The 22721-nt window shown below is 71.0% G+C and carries 24 protein-coding genes; 18 read left to right on the forward strand and 6 right to left on the reverse strand.

The window, feature by feature from the left end; all coding sequences use genetic code 11:
- Nucleotides 1–4: 4 nt before the first annotated feature.
- Together ACZ32T_RS28930 and ACZ32T_RS28935 are read right to left on the reverse strand one after the other, a co-directional pair.
- Entirely contained in the window at nucleotides 5–1540 is a 1536-nt protein-coding gene (locus ACZ32T_RS28930; protein WP_467369881.1) for an ATP-dependent DNA ligase, read from the reverse strand.
- A 48-nt stretch (nucleotides 1541–1588) separates the two neighbouring features.
- Nucleotides 1589–2380, reverse strand: coding sequence for a metal-dependent hydrolase (locus tag ACZ32T_RS28935; protein WP_467265099.1), 792 nt, complete (start codon nucleotides 2378–2380; stop codon nucleotides 1589–1591).
- Between the two features lie 156 nt (nucleotides 2381–2536).
- Between ACZ32T_RS28935 and ACZ32T_RS28940 the strand changes: the two genes are divergently transcribed.
- A complete protein-coding gene (locus ACZ32T_RS28940) occupies nucleotides 2537–5050 on the forward strand; it encodes a DEAD/DEAH box helicase (protein WP_467265097.1) in 2514 nt (837 codons plus the stop codon).
- A 34-nt stretch (nucleotides 5051–5084) separates the two neighbouring features.
- Nucleotides 5085–5960 carry an acyl-CoA thioesterase gene (locus ACZ32T_RS28945; RefSeq protein WP_351280912.1) on the forward strand — a complete coding sequence of 292 codons (876 nt, stop codon included), beginning with the start codon at nucleotides 5085–5087 and terminating at the stop codon, nucleotides 5958–5960.
- 15 nt (nucleotides 5961–5975) lie between these two features.
- Here ACZ32T_RS28945 and ACZ32T_RS28950 read toward each other — a convergent pair whose 3' ends face one another.
- The gene (locus ACZ32T_RS28950) at nucleotides 5976–6194 is read right to left on the reverse strand and encodes a DUF6011 domain-containing protein (protein ID WP_467265095.1); all 219 of its coding nucleotides are present in this window, start codon (nucleotides 6192–6194) and stop codon (nucleotides 5976–5978) included.
- 47 nt (nucleotides 6195–6241) lie between these two features.
- Here ACZ32T_RS28950 and ACZ32T_RS28955 point away from each other — a divergent pair, with 47 nt between their 5' ends.
- The 4 genes from ACZ32T_RS28955 to ACZ32T_RS28970 all read left to right on the forward strand — a co-directional run bounded on the left by ACZ32T_RS28955 (nucleotide 6242) and on the right by ACZ32T_RS28970 (nucleotide 11299).
- A complete protein-coding gene (locus ACZ32T_RS28955; RefSeq protein ID WP_467265093.1) occupies nucleotides 6242–6931 on the forward strand; it encodes a hypothetical protein in 690 nt (229 codons plus the stop codon).
- A gap of 386 nt (nucleotides 6932–7317) precedes the next feature.
- Nucleotides 7318–8274, forward strand: a complete 957-nt coding sequence (locus ACZ32T_RS28960) for a DUF389 domain-containing protein (RefSeq protein WP_467265091.1) — start codon at nucleotides 7318–7320, stop codon at nucleotides 8272–8274.
- A gap of 129 nt (nucleotides 8275–8403) precedes the next feature.
- A complete protein-coding gene (locus ACZ32T_RS28965; protein ID WP_467369883.1) occupies nucleotides 8404–9849 on the forward strand; it encodes a DUF2252 domain-containing protein in 1446 nt (481 codons plus the stop codon).
- A gap of 115 nt (nucleotides 9850–9964) precedes the next feature.
- Nucleotides 9965–11299, forward strand: coding sequence for a chloride channel protein (locus tag ACZ32T_RS28970; RefSeq protein WP_467370021.1), 1335 nt, complete (start codon nucleotides 9965–9967; stop codon nucleotides 11297–11299).
- Here ACZ32T_RS28970 and ACZ32T_RS28975 read toward each other — a convergent pair.
- Nucleotides 11253–11684: a DUF7144 family membrane protein gene (locus ACZ32T_RS28975; protein ID WP_467265087.1), complete on the reverse strand. Its 432-nt coding sequence runs from the start codon at nucleotides 11682–11684 to the stop codon at nucleotides 11253–11255. The genes ACZ32T_RS28970 and ACZ32T_RS28975 overlap by 47 nt on opposite strands.
- A 130-nt stretch (nucleotides 11685–11814) precedes the next feature.
- Here ACZ32T_RS28975 and ACZ32T_RS28980 point away from each other — a divergent pair, with 130 nt between their 5' ends.
- From ACZ32T_RS28980 to ACZ32T_RS28990, 3 genes are read left to right on the forward strand one after another with little or no spacing between them, the layout of a single operon-like run.
- The gene (locus ACZ32T_RS28980; RefSeq protein ID WP_467265084.1) at nucleotides 11815–12390 is read left to right on the forward strand and encodes a helix-turn-helix domain-containing protein; all 576 of its coding nucleotides are present in this window, start codon (nucleotides 11815–11817) and stop codon (nucleotides 12388–12390) included.
- Nucleotides 12391–12409: 19 nt separating this feature from the next.
- Nucleotides 12410–12961: a GNAT family N-acetyltransferase gene (locus ACZ32T_RS28985; protein ID WP_467265082.1), complete on the forward strand. Its 552-nt coding sequence runs from the start codon at nucleotides 12410–12412 to the stop codon at nucleotides 12959–12961.
- A 30-nt stretch (nucleotides 12962–12991) separates the two neighbouring features.
- The gene (locus ACZ32T_RS28990; RefSeq protein WP_467369885.1) at nucleotides 12992–13480 is read left to right on the forward strand and encodes a glutathione peroxidase; all 489 of its coding nucleotides are present in this window, start codon (nucleotides 12992–12994) and stop codon (nucleotides 13478–13480) included.
- Nucleotides 13481–13534: 54 nt separating this feature from the next.
- Here ACZ32T_RS28990 and ACZ32T_RS28995 read toward each other — a convergent pair whose 3' ends face one another.
- A complete protein-coding gene (locus ACZ32T_RS28995; protein WP_467271124.1) occupies nucleotides 13535–14761 on the reverse strand; it encodes an acyl-CoA dehydrogenase family protein in 1227 nt (408 codons plus the stop codon).
- 173 nt (nucleotides 14762–14934) lie between these two features.
- Between ACZ32T_RS28995 and ACZ32T_RS29000 the strand changes: the two genes are divergently transcribed.
- Nucleotides 14935–15585: a TetR/AcrR family transcriptional regulator gene (locus tag ACZ32T_RS29000; RefSeq protein WP_467271125.1), complete on the forward strand. Its 651-nt coding sequence runs from the start codon at nucleotides 14935–14937 to the stop codon at nucleotides 15583–15585.
- Between the two features lie 19 nt (nucleotides 15586–15604).
- Here ACZ32T_RS29000 and def read toward each other — a convergent pair whose 3' ends face one another.
- Nucleotides 15605–16159: a peptide deformylase gene (gene def, locus ACZ32T_RS29005; RefSeq protein ID WP_467271127.1), complete on the reverse strand. Its 555-nt coding sequence runs from the start codon at nucleotides 16157–16159 to the stop codon at nucleotides 15605–15607.
- A gap of 114 nt (nucleotides 16160–16273) precedes the next feature.
- On the opposite strand from def, the gene ACZ32T_RS29010 reads away from it, so the two are divergent.
- The 8 genes from ACZ32T_RS29010 (at nucleotide 16274) to ACZ32T_RS29045 (ending at nucleotide 22700) form a co-directional block, all read left to right on the forward strand.
- Entirely contained in the window at nucleotides 16274–17512 is a 1239-nt protein-coding gene (locus ACZ32T_RS29010) for a DUF1727 domain-containing protein (RefSeq protein ID WP_467271129.1), read from the forward strand.
- A 34-nt stretch (nucleotides 17513–17546) separates the two neighbouring features.
- Entirely contained in the window at nucleotides 17547–18275 is a 729-nt protein-coding gene (locus ACZ32T_RS29015) for a type 1 glutamine amidotransferase (RefSeq protein WP_356714945.1), read from the forward strand.
- Nucleotides 18276–18472: 197 nt separating this feature from the next.
- Entirely contained in the window at nucleotides 18473–19498 is a 1026-nt protein-coding gene (locus tag ACZ32T_RS29020) for a 6-phosphofructokinase (protein WP_467271131.1), read from the forward strand.
- 111 nt (nucleotides 19499–19609) lie between these two features.
- Nucleotides 19610–20560, forward strand: coding sequence for a cytochrome c oxidase assembly protein (locus tag ACZ32T_RS29025; RefSeq protein ID WP_467271133.1), 951 nt, complete (start codon nucleotides 19610–19612; stop codon nucleotides 20558–20560).
- A 67-nt stretch (nucleotides 20561–20627) separates the two neighbouring features.
- A complete protein-coding gene (locus ACZ32T_RS29030; protein ID WP_107103313.1) occupies nucleotides 20628–20786 on the forward strand; it encodes a hypothetical protein in 159 nt (52 codons plus the stop codon).
- A gap of 202 nt (nucleotides 20787–20988) precedes the next feature.
- Nucleotides 20989–21243, forward strand: a complete 255-nt coding sequence (locus tag ACZ32T_RS29035) for an HU family DNA-binding protein (RefSeq protein WP_467271135.1) — start codon at nucleotides 20989–20991, stop codon at nucleotides 21241–21243.
- A 16-nt stretch (nucleotides 21244–21259) separates the two neighbouring features.
- On the forward strand, nucleotides 21260–21646 hold the full coding sequence (locus ACZ32T_RS29040; RefSeq protein WP_467271137.1) for an SRPBCC family protein: 387 nt from the start codon (nucleotides 21260–21262) through the stop codon (nucleotides 21644–21646).
- 343 nt (nucleotides 21647–21989) lie between these two features.
- Nucleotides 21990–22700 (forward strand): lysophospholipid acyltransferase family protein, encoded by a 711-nt coding sequence (locus ACZ32T_RS29045; RefSeq protein ID WP_467369887.1) that lies wholly within the window; start codon nucleotides 21990–21992, stop codon nucleotides 22698–22700.
- The last annotated feature ends 21 nt before the right edge of the window (nucleotides 22701–22721 follow it).

Consider the following 22721-nt stretch of genomic DNA (forward strand, 5'->3'; position numbering starts at 1 on the left):
GGTGTCATGTCCGGCGGGAGAGCACCGTGTCGACCGTGTCCGCCTCCTCGGCCCGTTTGTCCTCGCGGTAGCGCAGGACACGGGCGAACCGCAGTGTGACGCCCGCCGGGTAGCGCGTGGACGACTGGAGCCCGTCGTAGGCGATCTCCACGACGAGCTCGGGCCGCACCGTCACCACGTGCCCGTCGTCGCCGGTGGCCAGCTCCTGGAGCCGTTCGGTCTGCCACGCGAGCAGGGTGTCCGTGAGCCCCTTGAAGGTCTTGCCCAGCATCGCGAAGGTGCCGTCCTCCCGGCGTGCCCCCAGGTGCAGGTTGGAGAGCTTCCCGGTGCGCCGGCCGTGGCCCCATTCGGCGGCGAGCACCACGAGGTCCAGGGTGTGCACCGGTTTCACCTTGAGCCAGGAGGCGCCCCTGCGGCCGGCGCTGTACGTCGCCGTGTCGCCCTTGACGACGACGCCCTCGTGCCCGCGGGCCAGTGTGGCCTCGGAGAACGCCACGGCCGCCTCGCGCTGCGTCTCGTCCGCCGGGTCCTCCACGACGACGCGGCGTACGCGCATCGGTTCGGGGACCAGCCCCGCCAGTTCCCGGTGGCGTTCGGCGAAGGGGAGGTCGAGGAGTTCGCGGCCGTCGACGGAGAGCACGTCGAAGAAGACGGGGACCACGGGGACGGCGCCCGCCGCGGTGGCGACGTCGCGCCGGGACCCGACCCGGCCTGCGGTCTCCTGGAAGGGCCGGGGCCTCCCGTCGTGCCCGAGCGCGATCACCTCGCCGTCGAGGACGAACCGGTCTGCGGGGAATCCGGTCACCGCCGCCGCGAGTTCCGGGAGCCGGTCGGTGATGTCGTCGAGGGTGCGGGTGTAGACGCCGACCCGCTCGCCGTCGCGGTGCACCTGTACGCGGATGCCGTCCAGCTTCTCCTCCACGGCGCAGGACCCCAGCCGGTCGATCGCTTCGGTCACCGAGCGGGCGGTGTGCGCGAGCATGGGCTGGACCGGCCGGCCGACGGTGAGCCGGAAGGAGGCGAGGCTTCCGGGGCCCTCCGCGAGCAGCGTACGGGCGACGGGTCCGAGCGACCCGGCGAGCATGACGGCGCGCCGCACCTCGGCGGGCGGCGCTCCGGCGGCGTCGGCCAGGGCGTCGACGGCGACGGCGTCCAGCGCGCCCTGGCGCACCTCGCCGGTGAGCAGTGCGCGCAGGAAGCGCTGCTCGTCGGCGGTGGCGGCGCCCAGGAGGCCGGTCAGGCGCTCCTTGCGGGCCGCCTGCGAGCCCGGACCGCTGAGGGCTCCGATGGCCGTCAGTTCCGCGTCGGTCTCCGTGACGGTCAGCGTGGGCGCGTCCGCGGGCGTCACGTCGTGGCGCAGGGCGCTCCAGCCGATCCCGAGCCGGCCCTGCGGGAGGCGGCCGGCGAGGTAGGGGATGACGACCGGGACGTCGTCCGGCTCCACCTCGCGGAAGATCCCGGCCAGCAGGGCCGTCTTCCGGGTGCGGGCCGAGGTCGCGGCGACCTCCAGGGACACGTGGGCGAGCCTGGCGAGCAGCATGCCGCCATGGTGCTACGGCGGCGGGCTCGCCGCCCACCGGAAAGGGATTCAGATGACGTTGAGCGCCGCCGCGCCGCCCACTCCCCCGAGGATCATGAAGAGGGGCATCAGCACCTTGAGCTCCACCCAGCTGCCGGCCCGGAAGCGCATGGCCTTCGGCGGTCCGAGCGGATACCAGCGCTTACGGCCCAGCGGGATCGGCCACAGGATCGGGCAGCCCGAGACGGTCAGGGCGTCGCCGATGTCGTGGACGAGGGCGCCGAGCACGATCGGGAGCCCGAGCCAGAGGTACTCCTGGCCGGGCGCGGCGAACAGCCAGTCCGAGCCGTTGCCCGGCTGGTCGAGCACGCCCGCGAGGATCCACGCGCTGGTCGCGCCGAGCAGCCATACGAGGACGTCGCTGGAGACCCGGGCCGCCCGCCACAGCAGGCCTTCCACGGCGAGCACGAGATGGACGAAGAGGAGGCCCAGGACCGCCCACCGGCCGCCGAAGACGGCGGCGGCCGAGGCCCCGGCGCCGATCAGCACCGCCCACAGCCAGGTGTGGGTGAGGGTGCGGTGGCCGCCGGTCCTGCGCGGGTCGCCGGGGCCCCGGGTCGCCTTGTAGACGGAGTACGAGAGCTTGTCGACTATCTCGCAGACGGCCTTGGAGACCGGTCCGAAGGCCCGGGAGATGGTGGCCGACTTGTGGTCGAGGTCCGGGGCGAGGGCGGCGCCGGCGGTGATCAGTGCCCCCACGACAAGGACGGGCCAGGGCATCGTGTGGCCCATGGCGGCGGCCGCGGCACCCACCCCCAGCCAGGCCGCTGCCCCTGACAGAGAGTGTGCCGGTCCCATCATGGCTGTTTACGCCCCCATCGTGGTTCGGCCGTGTGTCCAGGCCGGGCCGCCATCGTCTGTGTGCGGCAGCCGAGTTGAGTGGGAAGCGTATCGTCCGTGATCTTCGCGGGATGCTCCGGTTCCCTCATCCGGGCCGGAGGCATGCAAGATGGGGGCGTGACCCTTATCGATCAGCTGCCCCCGACCGCAGACCCGGACGCCCTCTTCGAGGCCTTCTCTTCATGGACCGAATCGCAGGGCATCACCCTCTATCCGGCTCAGGAGGAGGCGCTGATCGAGGTGGTCTCCGGGGCGAACGTGATCCTCTCCACCCCCACGGGGTCCGGGAAGAGCCTGGTCGCGGCGGGTGCGCACTTCACGGCGCTGGCCCAGGACAAGGTCACCTTCTACACCGCTCCCATCAAGGCGCTGGTCTCGGAGAAGTTCTTCGACCTGTGCAAGCTCTTCGGCACGGAGAACGTCGGCATGCTGACCGGGGACGCCTCGGTCAACGCCGACGCCCCGGTCATCTGCTGCACCGCCGAGGTCCTCGCGTCGATCGCGCTGCGTGACGGCAAGTACGCCGACATCGGCCAGGTCGTGATGGACGAGTTCCACTTCTACGCGGAGCAGGACCGCGGCTGGGCGTGGCAGATCCCGATCCTGGAGCTCCCGCAGGCACAGTTCGTGCTGATGTCGGCGACCCTCGGTGACGTCAAGATGTTCGAGGAGGACCTGACCCGCAGGACCGGCCGCCCGACGTCCGTGGTGCGTTCCGCGACCCGGCCGGTGCCGCTGAGTTACGAGTACAGGCTGACGCCGATCACGGAGACGCTCACCGAGCTCCTGGACACCCGGCAGTCCCCCGTCTACATCGTGCACTTCACACAGGCCGCGGCGGTGGAACGGGCGCAGTCGCTGATGAGCATCAACATGTGCACGAAGGAGGAGAAGGAGAAGATCGCCGACCTCATCGGCAACTTCCGCTTCACCACCAAGTTCGGCCAGAACCTCTCCCGTTACGTGCGGCACGGGATCGGGGTGCACCACGCGGGCATGCTCCCCAAGTACCGCCGCCTCGTCGAGAAGCTCGCGCAGGCGGGCCTGCTGAAGGTCATCTGCGGCACGGACACGCTCGGCGTCGGCGTCAACGTGCCCATCCGCACGGTGCTCTTCACCGCGCTCACCAAGTACGACGGCACCCGGGTCCGCACCCTCCGGGCGCGAGAGTTCCACCAGATCGCGGGCCGGGCCGGCCGGGCCGGGTTCGACACGGCGGGCTTCGTCGTCGCGCAGGCTCCCGAGCACGTCATCGAGAACGAGAAGGCCGTCAAGAAGGCGGGCGACGACCCCAAGAAGAAGCGCAAGGTGGTCCGCAAGAAGGCCCCCGAGGGCTTCGTCGCCTGGTCGGAGACCACTTTCGACAAGCTGATCCAGTCCGAGCCGGAGCCGCTGACCTCCCGCTTCCGGGTCACACACACGATGCTGCTCTCGGTGATCGCCCGCCCGGGCAACGCCTTCGAGGCGATGCGTCATCTGCTGGAGGACAACCACGAGCCGCGCAGGGCGCAGCTGAGGCACATCCGCCGGGCCATCGCGATCTACCGCTCGCTGCTCGACGGCGGTGTGGTGGAGCAGCTCGGCACACCCGACGCCGAGGGCAGGATCGTACGGCTCACCGTCGACCTCCAGCAGGACTTCGCGCTCAACCAGCCGCTGTCGACGTTCGCGCTGGCCGCCTTCGACCTGCTGGACGCCGAATCGCCGTCGTACGCCCTGGACATGGTTTCCGTCGTCGAGTCGACGCTGGACGACCCGAGGCAGATCCTGGCCGCGCAGCAGAACAAGGCGCGGGGTGAGGCCATCGGGCAGATGAAGGCGGACGGTGTCGAGTACGAGGAGCGGATGGAGCTGCTCCAGGAGGTCACGTACCCCAAGCCGCTGAGCGAGCTCCTCTGGCACGCGTACGACGTGTACCGCACGAGCCACCCGTGGGTCGGTGACCACCCCGTGTCGCCGAAGTCGGTGATCCGCGACATGTACGAACGGGCGATGACCTTCACGGAGTTCACCTCGAACTACGAGCTGGCCCGCACCGAGGGCATCGTCCTGCGGTATCTGGCGAGTGCGTACAAGGCCCTTGAGCACACCATCCCCGACGACCTGAAGTCCGAGGACCTGGAGGACCTGATCGCCTGGCTGGGCGAGATGGTGCGTCAGGTGGACTCCAGCCTGCTGGACGAGTGGGAGCAGCTGGCCAACCCGGAGGTGGAGACCGCCGAGCAGGCGCAGGAGCGGGCCGACGAGGTCAAGCCGGTGACGGCCAACGCCCGCGCCTTCCGGGTGCTGGTGCGCAACGCGATGTTCCGCCGGGTGGAACTGGCCGCGCTGGACCGGGTCCGTGACCTGGGCGAGCTGGACGCCGACTCCGGCTGGGACGAGGACGCCTGGGGCGAGGCGATGGACGACTACTGGGAAGCGCACGAGGAGCTGGGTACGGGCCCGGACGCGCGTGGCCCGAAGCTGCTGAAGATCGACGAGGACCAGGAGCACGGCCTCTGGCGGGTGTGGCAGGCCTTCGCCGACCCGGCGGGGGACCACGACTGGGGGATCCGTGCGGAGGTCGATCTCGCGGCCTCCGACGAGGAGGGCCGGGCAGTCGTCCGGGTCACGGCCGTGGGCCAGCTGTGACGGCGGACCGAGCAGAAAAGTGGAGAAGAACCGCATGACGAACCCCGCCGACAGCCTGGTCGACCTGCTCGACCTGGAGCGGATCGAGGTCAACATCTTCCGTGGCCGCAGCCCCGACGAGTCCCTGCAGCGGGTCTTCGGCGGGCAGGTCGCGGGCCAGGCTCTGGTCGCGGCCGGCCGCACGACGGACGGGGACCGTCCCGTCCATTCGCTGCACGCCTACTTCCTGCGTCCGGGCCGTCCCGGCGTGCCGATCGTCTACGACGTGGAGCGGGTCCGGGACGGCCGGTCCTTCACGACGCGCCGGGTCACGGCCGTGCAGCAGGGCCGGACGATCTTCAATCTGACGGCGTCCTTCCACCGCCCGGAGGAGGCGAGCTTCGAGCACCAGCTGCCGCCCGCCCGTACGGTGCCGGACCCCGACGATCTGCCGACGGTCGCCGACGAGGTGCGTGAGCACCTGGGCGGGCTGCCGGAGGCGCTGGAGCGGATGGCCCGTCGCCAGCCGTTCGACATCCGGTACGTCGACCGGCTGCGCTGGACGCGGGAGGAGATCGAGGACGCGGACCCGCGCAGTGCGGTGTGGATGCGCGCGGTCGGGCCGCTGGGCGACGACCCTCTCGTGCACACCTGTGCGCTGACGTACGCGAGCGACATGACGCTGCTGGACGCGGTACGTATCCCGGTCGAGCCGCTGTGGGGGCCGCGCGGCTTCGACATGGCGTCACTGGACCACGCCATGTGGTTCCACCGCCCGTTCCGGGCGGACGAGTGGTTCCTCTACGACCAGGAGTCACCGATCGCCACGGGCGGTCGTGGGCTGGCCAGGGGGCGGATCTACGACCGTCAGGGGCAGTTGCTGGTGTCCGTGGTGCAGGAAGGGCTGTTCCGTCGTCTCGACGGCGCATAGGCCCCTCCTGCCGGCTCAGGTGCCGGGCAGTGGGTCCTGGTCCACCTCGTGACGGCGGGTCCGGATGTCCGGACCCGCAGGGTGCAGCTTGGCGTCGCAGGCGGGGCCCAGTCCGGAGCGGCGCGACCGCGCCCCGGTGAGGGGCCGTCCGCAGAGGGCGCACCGCACCGGGCGTCCGGCTTCGCGGCGGTCTGCCACGGGCTGCTGTCCGGGGAAGAGTTCGGGGGTTTCCACGAGGGGATCCTCTCAAGCCGGTATGACACACCCGGAGGGGCACAGCGGTGAGCAGCGTTCTGAGTACGGGGCCGGCGCCACGGATCGAGGGGCCGGCCGGCGGTGGGGCACCCTCCCCGGTGGGTCGCCTGGTGCGGCTCACGGAGGACACGGGGCCCGCCCGTGTGGTGGCGTACGTGGAGCGCGAGCTGCCGCCGGGCGGGATACCCGCCTATCGGGCGGCGCGGGGCGGCGGAGCGCGGTCGTTCGTGCTGTGGGCGGACGAGCACCGTGGGAAGCGGCTGGCCACGCTGGTGACCGTGTCGGCCGGAAGCGGTGTCGCGACCTACCAGGTGCTCGGCGCACACGGTGAGCTCATCGGCACGCTCGTCAGGGAGAAGGCGCTCAGGGGCAGGGGGTGGCGCACCCGCTGGACGGTGACCCCTGCCGGTGGCGAGGAGGCGGTGGGTTACAAGGGGCGGATCGTCTGGTGGTGTGTGTGGTGGCTGCTCTCCCCACTGCAGACGCTGATCATCGTGCTCAGCCTGCTCAGCGGTGACGGTGACGCTGCGCGTGGGCCGCGCCGCATCGTGTGGCGTGCGGGTGGCCAGGCTCCGCTGGAGTTCAGGGCTGAGGACGACACGGTGCACCTGCACGCGTCGGGCTACGACTGGCGTCTGGGCGCGGCCCTCGCGGCGGTCCTGGGAACCTTCGACAGCCGGCTGCTCGGCAAGGAGTGGGACGACGAGAAGGAGTGACGGCCGGAACACCGCCGGTCCGGTGCCTCCTCCGCCCCGGCAACCGCACGGTCCGGTGCCTCCTCCGCCCCGGCAACCGCACGGTCCCGCGCCCACAGCCTGAGCCCCGCGCGTCCTTGGCACGGAAGCAGCCCCGCGACCGCGCGTACGGACGGATCAGCGGGCCGGCCGGTGACCGTTCCGTCAGGCCGGGCACCTCGCCGGGCCGACAGGACGACTGCTCCCTGCGGTGACACCGGCGCGCCCGTCCGCAGGCCGCCCGCCGGAGCGCGTGACGCTGTGGGAGGGTATCGGTTCATGACCGCCCCATCTCTGCCGTACTCCCGCGAAAGCCGCGATCCCGCGCATACCACTCGTTCCCTCCCATGGCCTCCGGGAGGTGTGGCGTGGACATGATCCATGTCCGCGCCGTCAGCCCGCCGGATCTCACAGAGCGGGCGGAGGAACTCCTCGGCGGCAACCCCTACGTCCTCAACCTGATCGTGCAGCGGGGCGTCGCGCGCAATCCCGACGGCGACTCGGTCGCGTGCGACGTACTGACCGGGGCGGCGAACGAGGTCCTGCGGGGCCTGCGGGACCTCCGGCTCGACCTTCGGGGCTCCGTCGTCATCGAACCGGTCGACATGGCGTTCACGGGCCGGGCGTCGGAGAGCGCCTCCCGCCGCCTCGGGGCGACGGCCAACGCTCCGGTCTGGGACCAGGTGGAGGCCCGGATCCGGTCGGAGGGCAGATACGCACCGAGCTTCTACCTGTACCTGGTGATCGCGGGGCTCATCGGCTCGGTCGGCATCGTCACCAACTCCCAGATCCTGATCGTCGGCGCCATGGTCGTCGGTCCCGAGTACGGAGCGATCGTCGCCGTGGCGCTGGGCATCGACAGGGGTGACCGTTCCATGGTCCGCACGGGGCTGTCCGCCCTGTGCCGGGGCTTCCTGCTGACGATCGCGGTCACCTTCCTCTTCAGTCTGCTCATCCGCGGGTTCGGTCTCGAGTCGAGGGCCTTCGACCGAGGGCTGCGCCCCGTCTCCGACCTCATCAACACCCCCAACTTCTTCTCCTTCGCCGTCGCCGCCCTCGCCGCCGTCGTGGGCATCGTGTCGCTGACCGAGGCACGCACGAGCGCCCTTCTCGGGGTTTTCATCTCCGTAACGACCATTCCGGCGGCCGCGGCAGTCAGTGTCTCGACCGCGTTCGCCAGCTGGTCCGAGGCGCGCGGCTCCCTCATCCAGCTCCTGGTCAACATCACGGTGCTCATCGTGGTGGGAGCGGCCGCACTCAGATGCCAGCGGGCGATCTGGCGGAGGGTGGGCAGGGCCCGGGCCCTGCGCGACCGCAAGACCTGACCGCCCGGCCCGCCCGCCCGTCCGGGCGGGCCGGGCCGGACGGCTGACGACGAGCCGGACGACAGCGCACGGGCAATGATGGGAAGGCAGGCTCGCGCGCCGCACGTCCGGCAGTCAGGAGGGTCCGCCATGACCCAGGACGCCCCATCCCCGCTCCGCGCCGTGCCGGGGTCGACGCCCGAGGACCGGGCCGCTCTCGGCAAGCAGGCGCGCGGGCGGGCCCCCCGCTCCGGTCATCGCGCGTACGACCCACCGGCGGACCGGCCCGATCCGCTGGCGGTACTGGAGGCCCAGTCGGCGGGCAGGGTGCGGGAACTCGTGCCGATCCGGTACGCGCGAATGACGGAATCACCGTTCCGCTTCTACCGCGGTGCCGCGGCGATCATGGCCTCCGACCTGGCCGGAACGCCGGACTCAGGCATCCGGGCGCAGCTCTGCGGGGACGCGCACCTGCTCAACTTCAGGCTGCTCGCCTCCCCTGAGCGCCGGCTGCTGTTCGACATCAACGACTTCGACGAGACGCTTCCGGGTCCCTGGGAGTGGGACGTCAAGCGGCTGGCGGTGAGTCTCGTCATCGCGGGCCGCGCGAACGGCTTCTCGGACGAGGAGCGGAGGCGGATCGTGCGGGCCACGGTGCGGTCGTACCGGGAGTCGATGATCAGGTTCGCGGGCATGCGCAATCTGGACGTCTGGTACACGCGGACCGACGTCGACCAGCTCCGGGCCGTCGCCGCCGAGCGGCTGGCCCCCCGGGGCCGCAAGCGGCTGGCCAGGGCGGCCGGGAAGGCGCGCACCCGGGACAGCCTGCAGGCCTACGGCAAGCTCACGGAGGTCGTCGGCGGGGAGATCCGGATAGCGGCCGACCCTCCCCTGCTGGTCCCCCTCGCCGATCTGCTCCCGGGCCCGGAACGCGGCGCGACGCAGGCGCGACTGGAGAAGCTGCTCCGGCACTACGGCCGGAGTCTGCCCTCGGACCGCAGAGCACTGCTCGCCGACTACCGCCCGGCCGACATCGCCCGCAAGGTCGTGGGCGTGGGCAGCGTCGGCACCCGGTGCTGGGTCATCCTCCTGCTGGGCAGGGACAGTGGAGATCCGCTCATCCTGCAGGCCAAGGAGGCGGACACCTCGGTACTCGCGCCGTTCGCGGGGCCGAGCGGGTACCGGAACCAGGGCGAGCGGGTGGTGGCCGGCCAGCGTCTGATGCAGGCGGCAGGCGACATCTTCCTCGGCTGGCAGCGGGTGGACGGTATCGACGGAAGGCGCCGGGACTTCTACGTGCGCCAGCTGCGCGACTGGAAGGGAATCGCCGAGCCGGAGCAGATGGTGCCGCGCGGCATGGGCGCTTTCGGCGAGGTGTGCGGGACGACTCTGGCCCGGGCGCACGCCCGGTCCGGGGACCGGATCGCCATCGCCGCCTACCTGGGGCGCGGTGACGTGTTCGACCGGGCCCTGGCGGTCTTCGCGGAGCGGTACGCCGATCAGAACGAGCGCGATCACCGGGCGCTCGTCGACGCGGTGGCTGCGGGCCGTCTCCCGGCGGCCGAGGGGGCGACGGCGGGTGACGTGCGGAATTAACCGGCCCATGACAGCGGGTACACGGCCGACATGACCGGACATCGTGGTATCACCGTGTGGACCCGTGCCGGGCAGCACGCCCGAGCCGGGACCCGGCATCGAGGAGACCATGAGCATGACGGCCGAACCGGTCGGCACATCCGGCCCGGAGGCCCCGGATCCGCTTGTGGTGGTCCGCACCCGGGGGTACGCGGCGCTTCTGATCATGGTGGCTGTTCTCGGAGTCCCCGTCTCCGCCGCCGCGTTCGGCTTCCTGGCGCTCGTCCATGAGCTCCAGTCACTGACCTACGAGGATCTGCCCCGCGCTCTGGGCTTCGGGAGCACTCCGTCGTGGTGGCCGGTCCCGCTGCTCGCCGTGGCGGGCCTGCTGACGGGGCTGGCCATCCGCCATCTGCCGGGGACGGGCGGTCACAAGCCGGCCGAAGGGTTCGTGAACACGGGGGCACCGGCGGTGGCGGAGCTGCCGGGTGTCGCACTCGCCGCGCTGGCCTCGCTGGGTCTCGGCGCGGTTCTCGGGCCCGAGGCCCCGCTCATCGCGCTCGGCGGCGGACTGGCCGTCTGCGCGGTGCGCCTGTTGAAGCCGGGCATCCAGCCGAGCGCGGCAGCGATGGTTGCGGCGGCGGGAAGCTTCGCCGCCGTCAGCGCCCTCCTGGGCTCACCGCTCCTCGGCGCGTTCCTGCTGATGGAGGCGTCGGGCCTCGCCGGGATGATGCTCGGCCTGGTGCTCGTGCCGGGACTGCTCGCCTCCGGCATCGGGTCGCTCATCTTCATCGGCCTGGGCTCGTGGACCGGCCTCGGCACGTACTCCCTGGCCCTCCCCCACGTCCCTCACACCCCTCAGCCGACCGTCGCCGAGTTCGGCTGGGCCGTCGCCCTCGGGGCCGCGGCCGCGCTCGTGGGCACGGGAGTCAGGAGACTGTCCCTGGCCTTGCAGGGGCGGGTCGAGCGGCGGCGGGTGATCGCGGCCGTCGCGATGGGCCTGACCGTCGGCGTACTCGCGCTGCTCTACGCCGAGAGCACGGGAAGAGAGGCCTCCGAGGTGCTGTACTCGGGCCAGGACGCCCTCGGCGGCCTGCTCGCCGAGGACGCCACGTACACGGTGGGGACTCTGCTCGTGCTGATCGTGTGCAAGGCCCTCGCTTACTCGGCATCACTGAGCGCCTTCAGGGGCGGCCCCATCTTCCCGTCGATGTTCCTGGGAGCGGCGGGCGGGCTCGCCCTGTCGCACCTGCCGGGCCTGAACGCCACCTCCGCTTTCGCGATGGGGATCGGGGCCATGTGCGTGGCGATGCTCAGGCTGCCGATGACCTCGGTACTGCTCGCCACGCTGTTGCTGGGATCCGAGGGCGTCACGGTCATGCCGCTCGTGATCGTCTCCGTGGTGGTCTCCTACGTCCTCACGCTCAGGCTCGGGAGCTCTTCTGAGGCCCCACGCACAGCGCCCAGATGACGAAGACGTTGATGGCGATGAGCACCAGCGACCAGAACGGGTAGTAGGGCAGCCACAGGAAGTGGGCGACCACCAGGAGCCCGGCGAGCAGGACGCCGACGGCGCGCGCCCACAGGGCCCCGCTGAAGAGCGCGAAACCGGCGAGGACGACGACGATCCCCAGGATGAGGTGCACCCAGCCCCAGCCCGCGAGGCTGAACTGGAAAACGTAGTCGCGTGTCGAGACGAACAGGTCGTCCTTGGCGATGGCGGCGATGCCTTCGAGGACGGCCATGGCCCCGCCGAAGATCATCATCACCGCCGCGAACACGGTCCAGCCGGACTGGGCACCGTGCCCACCGGCGGTGTCCTGACGCTCACTCGTCCCGGTCGTGCTTCCAGCCATGTCGGTCTCCTCGGTTCTCCAGTCGACGAGCGACTCTTTTTGCCCGCTTTGCGGCTTATATTCCGTTCAACAGCCTGACACGGCATCACCCCATGGGCACACTTCTCTGAATGGAGATATCCTCCCTCATATGAGAGATCCCGAGGTCTCCGACAGCGTCGACGACCGTCTCGCGGCGCGGCTGGGCGCACTCCGCACCGAGCGCGGCTGGTCGCTGGACGAGCTGTCCCGCCGCGCCGGCGTGAGCCGCTCGACCCTGTCGCGGCTGGAGCGCGGGGAGCTGAGTCCCACCGCCTCCGTGCTCGGACAGCTGTGCACGGTGTACGGGCGCACGATGTCGCGGCTGCTGATGGAGGTGGAGGCGGAGCCGCCGCGGCTGGTCCCGGCCGCGCGGCAGCCGGTGTGGCGGGACGAGCCGTCCGGCTTCGTGCGCCGCTCGGTCTCACCGCCGCACCCCGGGCTGCGCGCCGAGGTCATCGAGGGCACACTCGACGCCGGCGCGGCGCTCTCGTACGAGGACGCGCCGGTGCCCGGTGTGGAACAGCACATCTGGGTACTCGAGGGCACGGTCGAGGTCACGGTCGGCGGAGCCACGCACACCGTGCGCGAGGGCGACTGCCTGCGCTTCAGGTTGCGCGGCCCCTCACACTTCCGCTGTCCGGGCCCGCTACGCGTCCGTTACGCCCTGATGATCGTCCTGCCGTGAATGTGAAAGGACCCGCTTCATGACCGAGATCGTCCCCGTGTCCGGCCCCGCGCTGGTCACGTACGCCGATGAGCTCGCCACCCTGCTGATCGAAGCCGTGGAGGGCGGGGCCTCGGTCGGATTCCTCGCCCCTCTGGACCGGGAGGCGGCGGCCGCCTGGTGGCGGCGGCGGGCCGCCGCCGTGGAGGCCGGGGACCACCAGGTCTGGATCGCCCGCGACGCCGAGCGGGCGGTGGGCACGATCGGTCTGGTCAGGACGTCGCTGCCCAACGCACGCCACCGCGCGGAGGTCTCCAAGCTCATGGTCAGGCCCTCGGCCCGGGGCCGGGGAGTCGGCAGGGCCCTGCTCGCGGCCGCCGAGCAGTCCGCCGCCGCCGAAGGGCTGACCCTGCTGGTCCTGGACACGGAGACGGGGAGCGACGCCGAACGGCTCTACCGTTCGGCGGGCTGGACGCCGTGCGGCTCCGTCCCGGACTACGCGACGGACCCGTACGGCACGCTGAAGGCGACGACGTTCTACTACCGGACCCTCGACCCGCGGCAGGCTTCCCCACAGGGGCCGTCACAATGAGAGGGACGCCACGCCATCGAGGAGACAACCATGACGCTGCACGACATCCCGCTCCGTACGCTCACCGGCGAGCCGACCACCCTTGGCGCCTACAAGGGTTCGGCGGTCCTGCTGGTGAACGTCGCTTCCCGATGCGGGCTCACTCCGCAGTACGCAGGCCTGGAGAGGCTCCAGAAGGAGTACGGGGACCGCGGTTTCACCGTTCTCGGGGTGCCCTGCAACCAGTTCGCGGGCCAGGAGCCGGGCACCGCGGAGGAGATCCAGACGTTCTGCTCGACGACCTACGGGGTCAGCTTCCCGCTGCTGGAGAAGATCGACGTCAACGGCGAGAACCGGCACCCGCTCTACACGGAGCTGACGAAGCTCGAGGACTCCGAGGGCGCGGCGGGAGACGTCCAGTGGAACTTCGAGAAGTTCCTGGTCTCCCCGGCCGGTGAGCCGGTCGCCCGGATCCGCCCCCGCACCGAGCCGGAGGCGCCCGAGGTCGTGGCGGCCGTCGAGGCGCAGCTGCCGCGGTAGCGGTACGGACAGCGCGCGGGGCCGGACCGGCATCGGTCCGGCCCCGCGGCGTGGCTAGCGGATCGGCATCCCCGACAGGGTGCGGGCGATGACCAGGCGCTGGATCTCGCTCGTGCCCTCGAAGATGGTGTAGATCGCGGCGTCCCGGTGCATGCGCTCGACCGGGTACTCACGGGTGAATCCGTTGCCGCCGAGGATCTGCACGGCCTGGGCGGTGACCGTCTTCGCCGTCTCGCTCGCGTAGAGCTTCGACATCGAGCCCTCGGCCGCGGTGAACGGCTTGCCGGCGCTCGCCATCCAGGAGGCGCGCCAGACGAGCAGCCGCGCCGCGTCGATCTGCGTACGCATGTCGGCCAACTGGAAGGCGATTCCCTGGTTGTCGATGATCGGCCGGCCGAACTGGGTCCGCGTCTTGGCGTAGTCGAGCGCGACCTCGTACGCGGCGCGGGCCGTGCCGACGGCCATCGCGCCGACGGCCGGGCGGGACGCCTCGAAGGTCGCCATGGCCGCGTTCTTGACGCGTTCGCCACCCGACCTGGCGCGCTCACGGGCCCGGGCGAGGCGCTCGTCGAGCTTCTCCTTGCCGCCGAGCAGGCAGTGTCCGGGGACCCGGACGTCCTCGAGGACGACCTCGGCCGTGTGCGAGGCGCGGATGCCGTGCTTCTTGAACTTCTGCCCCTGCGAGAGGCCGGGGGTGGCCGGCGGGACGATGAAGGAGGCGTGGCCCTTCGAGCCGAGCCCGGGGTCGACGACCGCGACGACGACATGGACGTTGGCGATCCCGCCGTTGGTCGCCCAGGTCTTGGTGCCGTTGAGGATCCACTCGTCCTTGGCCTCGTCGTACACCGCGCGGGTCCGCATCGAGGCGACGTCGGAACCCGCGTCCGGTTCGGAGGAGCAGAAGGCGGCGACCTTCACGTCGTCGGCGTCCCCGTACATCTGCGGGATCCAGGTGCCGATCTGCTCCTCGGTTCCGTTGGCGAGGACGCCGACGGCCGCCAGGCCGGTGCCGACGATCGACAGGGCGATACCGGCGTCACCCCAGAAGAGCTCCTCCATGGCCATGGGGATGCCCAGGCCCGTAGGGTCGAAGAACTGCTGGGCGTAGAAGTCGAGGGAGTAGATGCCTACCTTGGCCGCCTCCTGGATGACGGGCCAGGGCGTTTCCTCACGCTCGTCCCACTCCGAAGCGGCCGGCCGGATCACCTCGGCGGCGAATCCGTGCAGCCAGTCACGGACCTGCTTCTGGTCGTCGTTGAGCTCGAGCGTGAACTCGGCCATGTTCCCTCCATGCACTTCCGGAAAACCCGTTACTAGCGGTAACACCAGTCTGTTACCAGCAAGTAGCCTCTGTCAACCAGTCAGCCGCGGATCCGCGCACGGCGGAGCCAGGGTGTTACGTTGCCCGGGCGTGACGAGATCGCAGGACAGCCGGGTGGGGCGGGAGAAACGACATGGAGACCACAAGAGGGGCCGAACGGCAGCGGACAGCGGCCGAACGCCGCCGGCGGGAGCTGCTCGAAGCCGCGGACCGAGTCGTGCTCAGGGACGGACCGAAGGCGTCGATGAACGCGATCGCCGCGGAGGCCGGGATCACCAAGCCCATCCTCTACCGGCACTTCGGCGACAAGGGCGGCCTCTACCGCGCTCTCGCCAAACGTCACACCGACGCCCTGCTGAGCGCCCTGCGGGCCGCGCTCGACGCCCCCTCCGAGCGGCGCGAACGGGTCGAGGCGACCCTGGACACCTATCTCGCGGCGATCGAGGCGCGCCCCCAGGTCTACCGCTTCCTGATGCACCCGTCCGACGACGCGGCCCCCTCACCCGAACAGGGTTTCGACGTGGGCCGTCACTCGGCGCCGCTGCTGCGCCGACTCGGCGAGGAGCTGGGGAAGGTGATCGCGGAGCGGGTCGATCTCGGTCCCGACAGCGAGCAGATGGCCCGCATCTGGGGTCACGGCATCGTCGGCATGATGCACGCGGCCGGCGACTGGTGGCTGGGCGACCGGCCGTGCTCGCGGGAACAGCTCGTACGCAGCCTCGCCGACCTGCTCTGGGGCAGGCTCGCCGAAGCCGGCGACCGCCCCGGCGGCCAGGGCTTCTGAGCGACGGCGGGCCCGGGGCTCAGCCCTCGGCGGCCGTACGCGCCCAGGACGCCCGCCGGGCCGCGCGCAGGGCCCTGGCGCGGCGCAGCCCCGTCAGCCGGTCCGTGTAGACCGTGCCTTCGAGGTGGTCGCACTCGTGCTGCAGGCAGCGGGCGAACCAGCCGGTGCCGGCGATCCGTACCGGCTCCCCCGTCACCGTCCGGCCCTCCACCACCGCGTGGTCGAAACGCGGGGTGGCGGCTTCGAGCCCCGGAAGCGAGAGACACCCCTCCGCTCCGCGTACGGTGATGCCGTCCGCCTCGACGAGTACGGGATTGACGACGTGACCCAGGTGCCGGACCTCGTCGTCGTCCGGACAGTCGAAGACGAACACCTTGAGGGGGAAGCCGATCTGGTTCGCGGCGAGCCCCACACCGTTCGCGGCGTACATGGTGGCGAACATGTCCTCCACCAGCCGGGCGAGCGACGGGCCGAATTCGGTGACGTCGTCGCACGGACTGTGGAGGACCGGGGCGCCGAGCAGAGTCATGGCGCGAACGCGTCCGGTACTGCCGGGGATCGGGCGGTTTCGCATGGGGAGAAGCGTACGTTCCACGTGACCTCCACGTTCCCCGTGGTGCCGAGGTGCGGTCGCCGCGCCGGACATCGATAGGCTGGGTGCGGACTTACGCAAGGAGGATCTAGGACGATGGCAGGCAACACGGAGCCGTTGTCGCCGCGGGCCAAGCTCGCCGTGACGGCGGGCAAGGCCGCGGCGGCGGTGTCGCGCGCTGCGGGGCGCGGCAGCGGATCGGTGATCGGCGGCCGGGTGGCGCTCAAGCTCGACCCCGACCTGCTCGGGCGGCTGGCGCAGCACCTGGATGTGATCCTCGTGTCCGCGACGAACGGCAAGACGACCACCACGCGGCTGATCGCGGAAGCGCTCACGGCCGCCGGTCCCGTCGTGTCGAACGCGCTCGGAGCCAACATGCCCGCGGGGATCACCTCCGCGCTGGCAGGGGGCTCGGACGCGCGGTACGGCGTGATCGAGGTCGACGAGAAGTACCTCGCGGGTGTGGCACGTGACACGACACCGAAGGTGATCGCGCTGCTCAACCTCTCCCGCGACCAGCTGGACCGCGCGGCCGAGACCCGGATGATGGCGGAGCAGTGGCGCGAGGGCCTGTCGGGCTCGAAGGCCGTGATCGTGGCCAACGCCGACGACCCGCTGATCGTCTGGGCCGCTTCCTCCTCCCCCAATGTCGTGTGGGTCGCGGCGGGGCAGGCGTGGAAGGACGACGCCTGGTCCTGCCCGTCCTGCGGCGGTGTGATGCAGCGCCCCGGTGACGACTGGTTCTGCGGCGAGTGCGGCTTCCGCCGCCCCGCCCCGAGCTGGGCGCTGAACGGCGACTACGTCCTGGACCCGCACGGTTCGGCGTGGCCGATCCACCTCCAGCTGCCGGGCCGGGCCAACAAGGCCAACGCCACGAGCTCGGCCGCGGTGGCCGCGGTCTTCGGCGTGCCGCCGCAGGTCGCCCTGGAGCGGATGTACCAGGTGCAGGCCGTGGCCGGGCGCTACGACGTCGTCAGCTTCCTCGGCCGTGAGCTCCGGCTCCTGCTGGCGAAGAACCCGGCGGGCTGGCTCGAGACGTTCTCCCTGATCGACCCGCCGCCCACCCCGGTGATCCTCTCGGTGAACGCGCGTGGAGCGGACGGTACGGACACCTCCTGGCTGTGGGACGTGGACTACACCCAGCTCTACGGTCACCCGATCTTCGTGCTCGGTGACCGCAAGCTTGACCTCGCGGTCCGGCTCGAGGTGGCCGGACTGGACTTCCGCGTCTGCGAGACCCTGGACGAGGCCGTCCAGATGGCTCCGCCCGGCCGCATCGAGGTCATCGCCAACTACACCGCCTTCCAGGATCTGCGCCGTCGTGTCGGCAACTGACCCCCGCGCGGGCAACCCCCGGAGAGGACGAAGCATGAGCAACAACAGCCTGCGGCTGGTGTGGGTCTACCCCGACCTCCTCAGCACCTACGGCGACCAGGGCAACGCCTTGGTGGTGGAGCGCCGGGCCCGCCAGCGCGGCCTCGACGTGGCGCGCGTGGACGTGCGCAGCGACCAGCCGATCCCGACGTCGGGCGACATCTATCTGATCGGCGGCGGTGAGGACAGGCCGCAGCGGCTCGCCTCGGAGCGGCTGCGGCGGGACGGCGGGCTGAACAGGGCCGCGGCGAACGGCGCGATCATCTTCTCGGTCTGCGCGGGCTACCAGATCCTCGGACACGAGTTCATCAACGACCTCGGCGAGCGCGAGCCGGGCCTCGGGCTGCTCGACGTCGTCTCGACCCGTGGTGAGGGCGCCCGGTGCGTCGGCGACGTGCTCGGCGACATCGACCCGAACCTGGGGCTGCCGCCGCTGACCGGCTTCGAGAACCACCAGGGGATCACCCACCTCGGCCCCTCGGCGCGGCCGTTCGCCCGGGTACGTCTCGGCCGGGGCAACGGCACGGGTGACGGCACGGAGGGCGCGTACAACGACACCGTCTTCGGTACGTACATGCACGGGCCGGTCCTGGCGCGGAACCCGCTGATCGCGGACCTGTTGCTGAAGCTGGCCCTGGACGTCAACGCCCTGCCGCCGAGCGACGACCGGTGGTACGAGGCGCTGCGCGCCGAGCGGATCGCCGCGGCGACCCAGCCCGCCTGACCCGGCCCGCCTGACGCAGCCGTAAGGACCGGCCTCTCCGGAGGCCGGTCCGCGTGCGCCGGGCCCGTGTACATCCGGTGGACGTCCAGCAGTCGGACAGTGGGTTCGGTCCGGCCACCCCGCGCCGGTAGGGTGGCGGGGATCCAACCGGACGACGTGGTCCGGCGTCGGCCCACGTTGCAAAGGTTTCCCGGGCAATGCGAATTGGTGTGCTCACCTCCGGCGGCGACTGCCCCGGCCTCAACGCCGTCATCCGTTCCGTCGTGCACCGCGCGGTCGTCGACCACGGCGACGAGGTCATCGGCTTCCACGACGGGTGGAAGGGCCTCCTCGAGTGCGACTACCGCAAGCTCGACCTCGACGCGGTCGGCGGCATCCTCGCGCGTGGTGGCACGATCCTCGGCTCCTCCCGTGTCCAGCCCGCGCATCTGCGTGACGGCGTGGAGCGGGCGAAGGGCCATGTCGCCGATCTCGGTCTGGACGCGATCATCCCGATCGGCGGCGAGGGCACGCTGAAGGCCGCCAATCTGCTCTCCGAGGCGGGCCTGCCCATCGTGGGCGTACCGAAGACCATCGACAACGACATCGCCTCCACGGATGTGACCTTCGGTTTCGACACGGCCGTCGGTGTCGCGACCGAGGCGCTGGACCGGCTGAAGACCACGGCGGAGTCGCACCAGCGTGTGCTGATCGTCGAGGTCATGGGCCGCCACACCGGCTGGATCGCGCTGCACTCGGGCATGGCGGCCGGCGCGCACGCCATCGTCGTCCCCGAGCGGCCCTTCGACATCGACGAGCTGACCACGCTGGTCGGCAAGCGCTTCTCGGACGGCAAGAAGTTCGCGATCGTCGTCGTCGCGGAGGGCGCGAAGCCCCGGGAGGGCTCCATGGAGTTCAACCAGGGCACGAAGGACATCTACGGCCATGAGCGCTTCGCCGGCGTGGCGACGCAGCTCTCCGGCGAGCTGGAGCAGCGCCTCGGCAAGGAGGCCCGCCCGGTGATCCTCGGCCATGTGCAGCGCGGTGGCACCCCGACCGCGTACGACCGCGTCCTGGCCACCCGCTTCGGCTGGCACGCGGTGGAGGCCGCTCACCGCGGTGAGTTCGGCATGATGACGGCGCTGCGCGGCACGGACATCACGATGGTTCCCCTGGCTGCGGCCGTGGAGACCCTGAAGACGGTTCCGGCCGAGCGCTACGCCGAGGCGCAGGTCGTGCTCTGACCGCCACGACACCCGCTGAACCGCCCCCGGCCGCACCCGCTGCCGGGGGCGGTTCTAGTCTGGACCGGACAACCGGCACGAAACGGGGACGTCCCCAGCGGGAGTGAACAGATGGATCACAGCGGGCACGGCATGAACATGGATCTGCCGCCGTTCACGCTGGGACGTGGGCTCGAGTTCTCCGCGGACCCGTTCTTCCTGGTCGGCTGCGTCGCCGCCCTCGCTCTGTACGGCTACGGGGTCGCGCGGCTGCGCGCCCGGGGCGACGGCTGGCCGGTGAACCGGACCGTGTTCTTCGTCATCGGTGTGCTGTCCATCGCCCTGGTGATGTGCACGGGCCTGAACGACTACGGCATGGTCATGTTCAGCGTGCACATGGTGCAGCACATGGTGATCAGCATGGTGTCGCCGATCCTGCTCCTGCTGGGCGCGCCGGTGACGCTGGCGCTGCGGGCGCTGCCCGTGGCCGGGCGGGACCGCACAGGACCGCGTGAGCTGCTGCTCAAGCTGCTCCACAGCCGCTACATGAAGGTCATCACGCATCCGGTCTTCACGATCCCGCTCTTCATCGCGAGCCTGTACGGCCTCTACTTCACTCCGCTGTTCGACTTCCTCATGGGGTCGAAGACGGGCCACATCGCGATGATGGTGCACTTCCTGGCAGTCGGCCTGGTGTTCTTCTGGCCGATCATGGGCGTCGACCCGGGCCCGCACCGGCCCGGTTACGTGATGCGGATGCTGGAGCTCTTCGCGGGCATGCCGTTCCACGCGTTCTTCGGGATCGCGCTGATGATGGCGAGCCAGCCGATGGTGAAGGCGTACGAGAACCCCCCGGCCTCACTCGGTATCGATGCCCTGGGCGACCAGTCCGCGGCCGGCGGGATCGCCTGGGCGTTCAGCGAGATCCCGTCCGTGCTGGTGCTGATCGCGCTGGTCTTCCAGTGGTACCGCTCCGAGCAGCGGACGGCCAAGCGCTCCGACCGTGCCGCCGACCGGGACGGCGACCAGGAACTGAAGGCGTACAACGCCTATCTCGCTTCATTGCAGGCGCGCGGCCAGTAGCGGTGGGCGCCCCCGAGGGGTGACCATGGCTTCACCGGCCGTGCGGCCGGGTGAGGAGCGTGCGCTCATGCCTGGATCCACGAAAACCATGGGAGTGCTCACGGTCGGCGCGCTGGTCGCGGTGACGGCGTACACGGTGGCACTGGGGAGCAACGGCTGGCTCTGGTTCGGCTGGGTGGTCCTCGGTCTCGCCACTCTGGGGATGCTCGCCACCCGCGACACCTGAGGGAACGGGCGGCCGGCCCGCTGCCATGATCGCCACCGTCGGGGCGGGCCTGCCGGCCTCCGCACACAGCCGGCGTACGGCGCCGTGCGGAGGTGCTCCCCCGGTGTCACCCTGATGACACTGTGTGGCGCATGACCGGCCGACGTGGACCGCAGGGTCGTGCCTGTCGCGCGTCTTCGTCAGCGGGAAGTGGGTGCTTCGCATGGACAGGGCCGGGCTGATCGAGGCGATCGGACGCAAGACGGTGGAGGACGGCGAAGTGCCTGCCGACCAGATCGGCCGGGTGGTCGACGCCCTGTTCGGCACGGTCGCGGAGGCGGGCGTGATCGCCGAAGCGCTCAAGGCGGGGAGAGCGGTCACCCTGGTGGGCTTCGGCAGCTTCCACGACGTGGGCGGCGAGGCCTCCCTGCGGCCCGGCAAGGCGCTCAACGAGTTCGTCCACGACCAGGCCGGCTGAGCGGGGTCCCGGTCCGATGGCGGCTGTGACACTGCGGGCCGAAGGCCGTGCGGCGGCCGAGGACGTCTGGCTGCGCTACGTCACGCCGGCTCGATGGCCGTCCTGGTCGCCGCAGATCAGGGCGGTGCGCGTGAGCGACGAACGGATCAGGCCCGGCACCCGGGGTGAGATCGTCTCCCTGTTCGGTGTCACGGCGGCGTTCGTCGTCGAGTCGGTGGACGAGGAGCGATGGCGGTGGGCGTGGAGGGTGCGGCTGGGCCCGGTGCGTCTGCGCCTGCGTCACGAGGTCCAGCACCGGCCCGGCGGGTCGGCCACGACACTCCGGATCGAGGGCCCCGCCGTCGCCCTCGCGGCCTATGCCGGCCCGGCACGGTGGGCGCTGGGACGCCTGCTCCGGGGGTGACGCGAGGCCGCTCGGCGCGAGGCCCGGCACGAGGCCGCCAACGGGTCCGGAAGGGTCCTCCGACACGGTTCGGAGGGCCCTTCCGCGGGCTCCCGCCACCCCCTGCGCGGGATTTCCCGGGAGCACCCTGAACAGGGCTACGATCTCCGCTGGAGAGAGGCGGCGTGTCCGGACGCACCATCGGCTGATCGGGCGTCAGGTGAGACGACGAGAAGCGGGTACCAGTCGGATGAGGCCGGCCCGCCGTCAGGCACGCCGACGAGTCGGCCACACGAGCGACGACACCCGTGTGACCTGGCAGAACGCGGCCAACGGCCCGGTCCGGAAGGCTAGGAGAGTAGCTGTGTTCTATTACGTCCTGAAGTATGTCGTGCTTGGCCCTCTGCTCCGGCTGGTGTTCCGGCCCCGCATCGAGGGGCTGGAACACATCCCCGACGACGGCGCGGCCATCGTCGCGGGCAACCACCTCTCCTTCTCCGACCACTTCCTGATGCCCGCCATCCTCCGGCGCCGTATCACGTTCCTCGCGAAGGCCGAGTACTTCACCGGCCCCGGCATCAAGGGCAAGCTGACCGCGGCGTTCTTCCACAGCATCGGGCAGATCCCCGTCGACCGGTCCGGCAAGGAGGCGGGACAGGCGGCCATCCGCGAGGGGCTGGGGGTGCTGAGCAAGGGGGAACTGCTCGGCATCTATCCGGAAGGCACCCGCTCGCACGACGGACGGCTGTACAAGGGCAAGGTCGGGGTCGCGGTGATGGCGATCAGGGCGGGAGTACCGGTCGTTCCCTGCGCGATGGTCGGCACGTTCGAAATCCAGCCGCCCGGCCAGAAGGTGCCCAGCGTCAAGCGGGTCACGATCCGGTTCGGGGAGCCGCTGGACTTCTCCCGCTACGCGGGCATGGAGGACCAGAAGGCGGCGATCCGGGCCGTCACGGACGAGATCATGTATGCCATTCTCGGCCTCTCCGGTCAGGAGTACGTCGACGAGTACGCGGTCAAGGCGAAGGCGGCGCAGGCCGAGGAGACCAAGAAGTTCCCACGCCGGCCACGCTGAGCGGGGAATCTGCTGAGGGCC

The organism is Streptomyces sp. NPDC023573 (genome assembly GCF_055559735.1).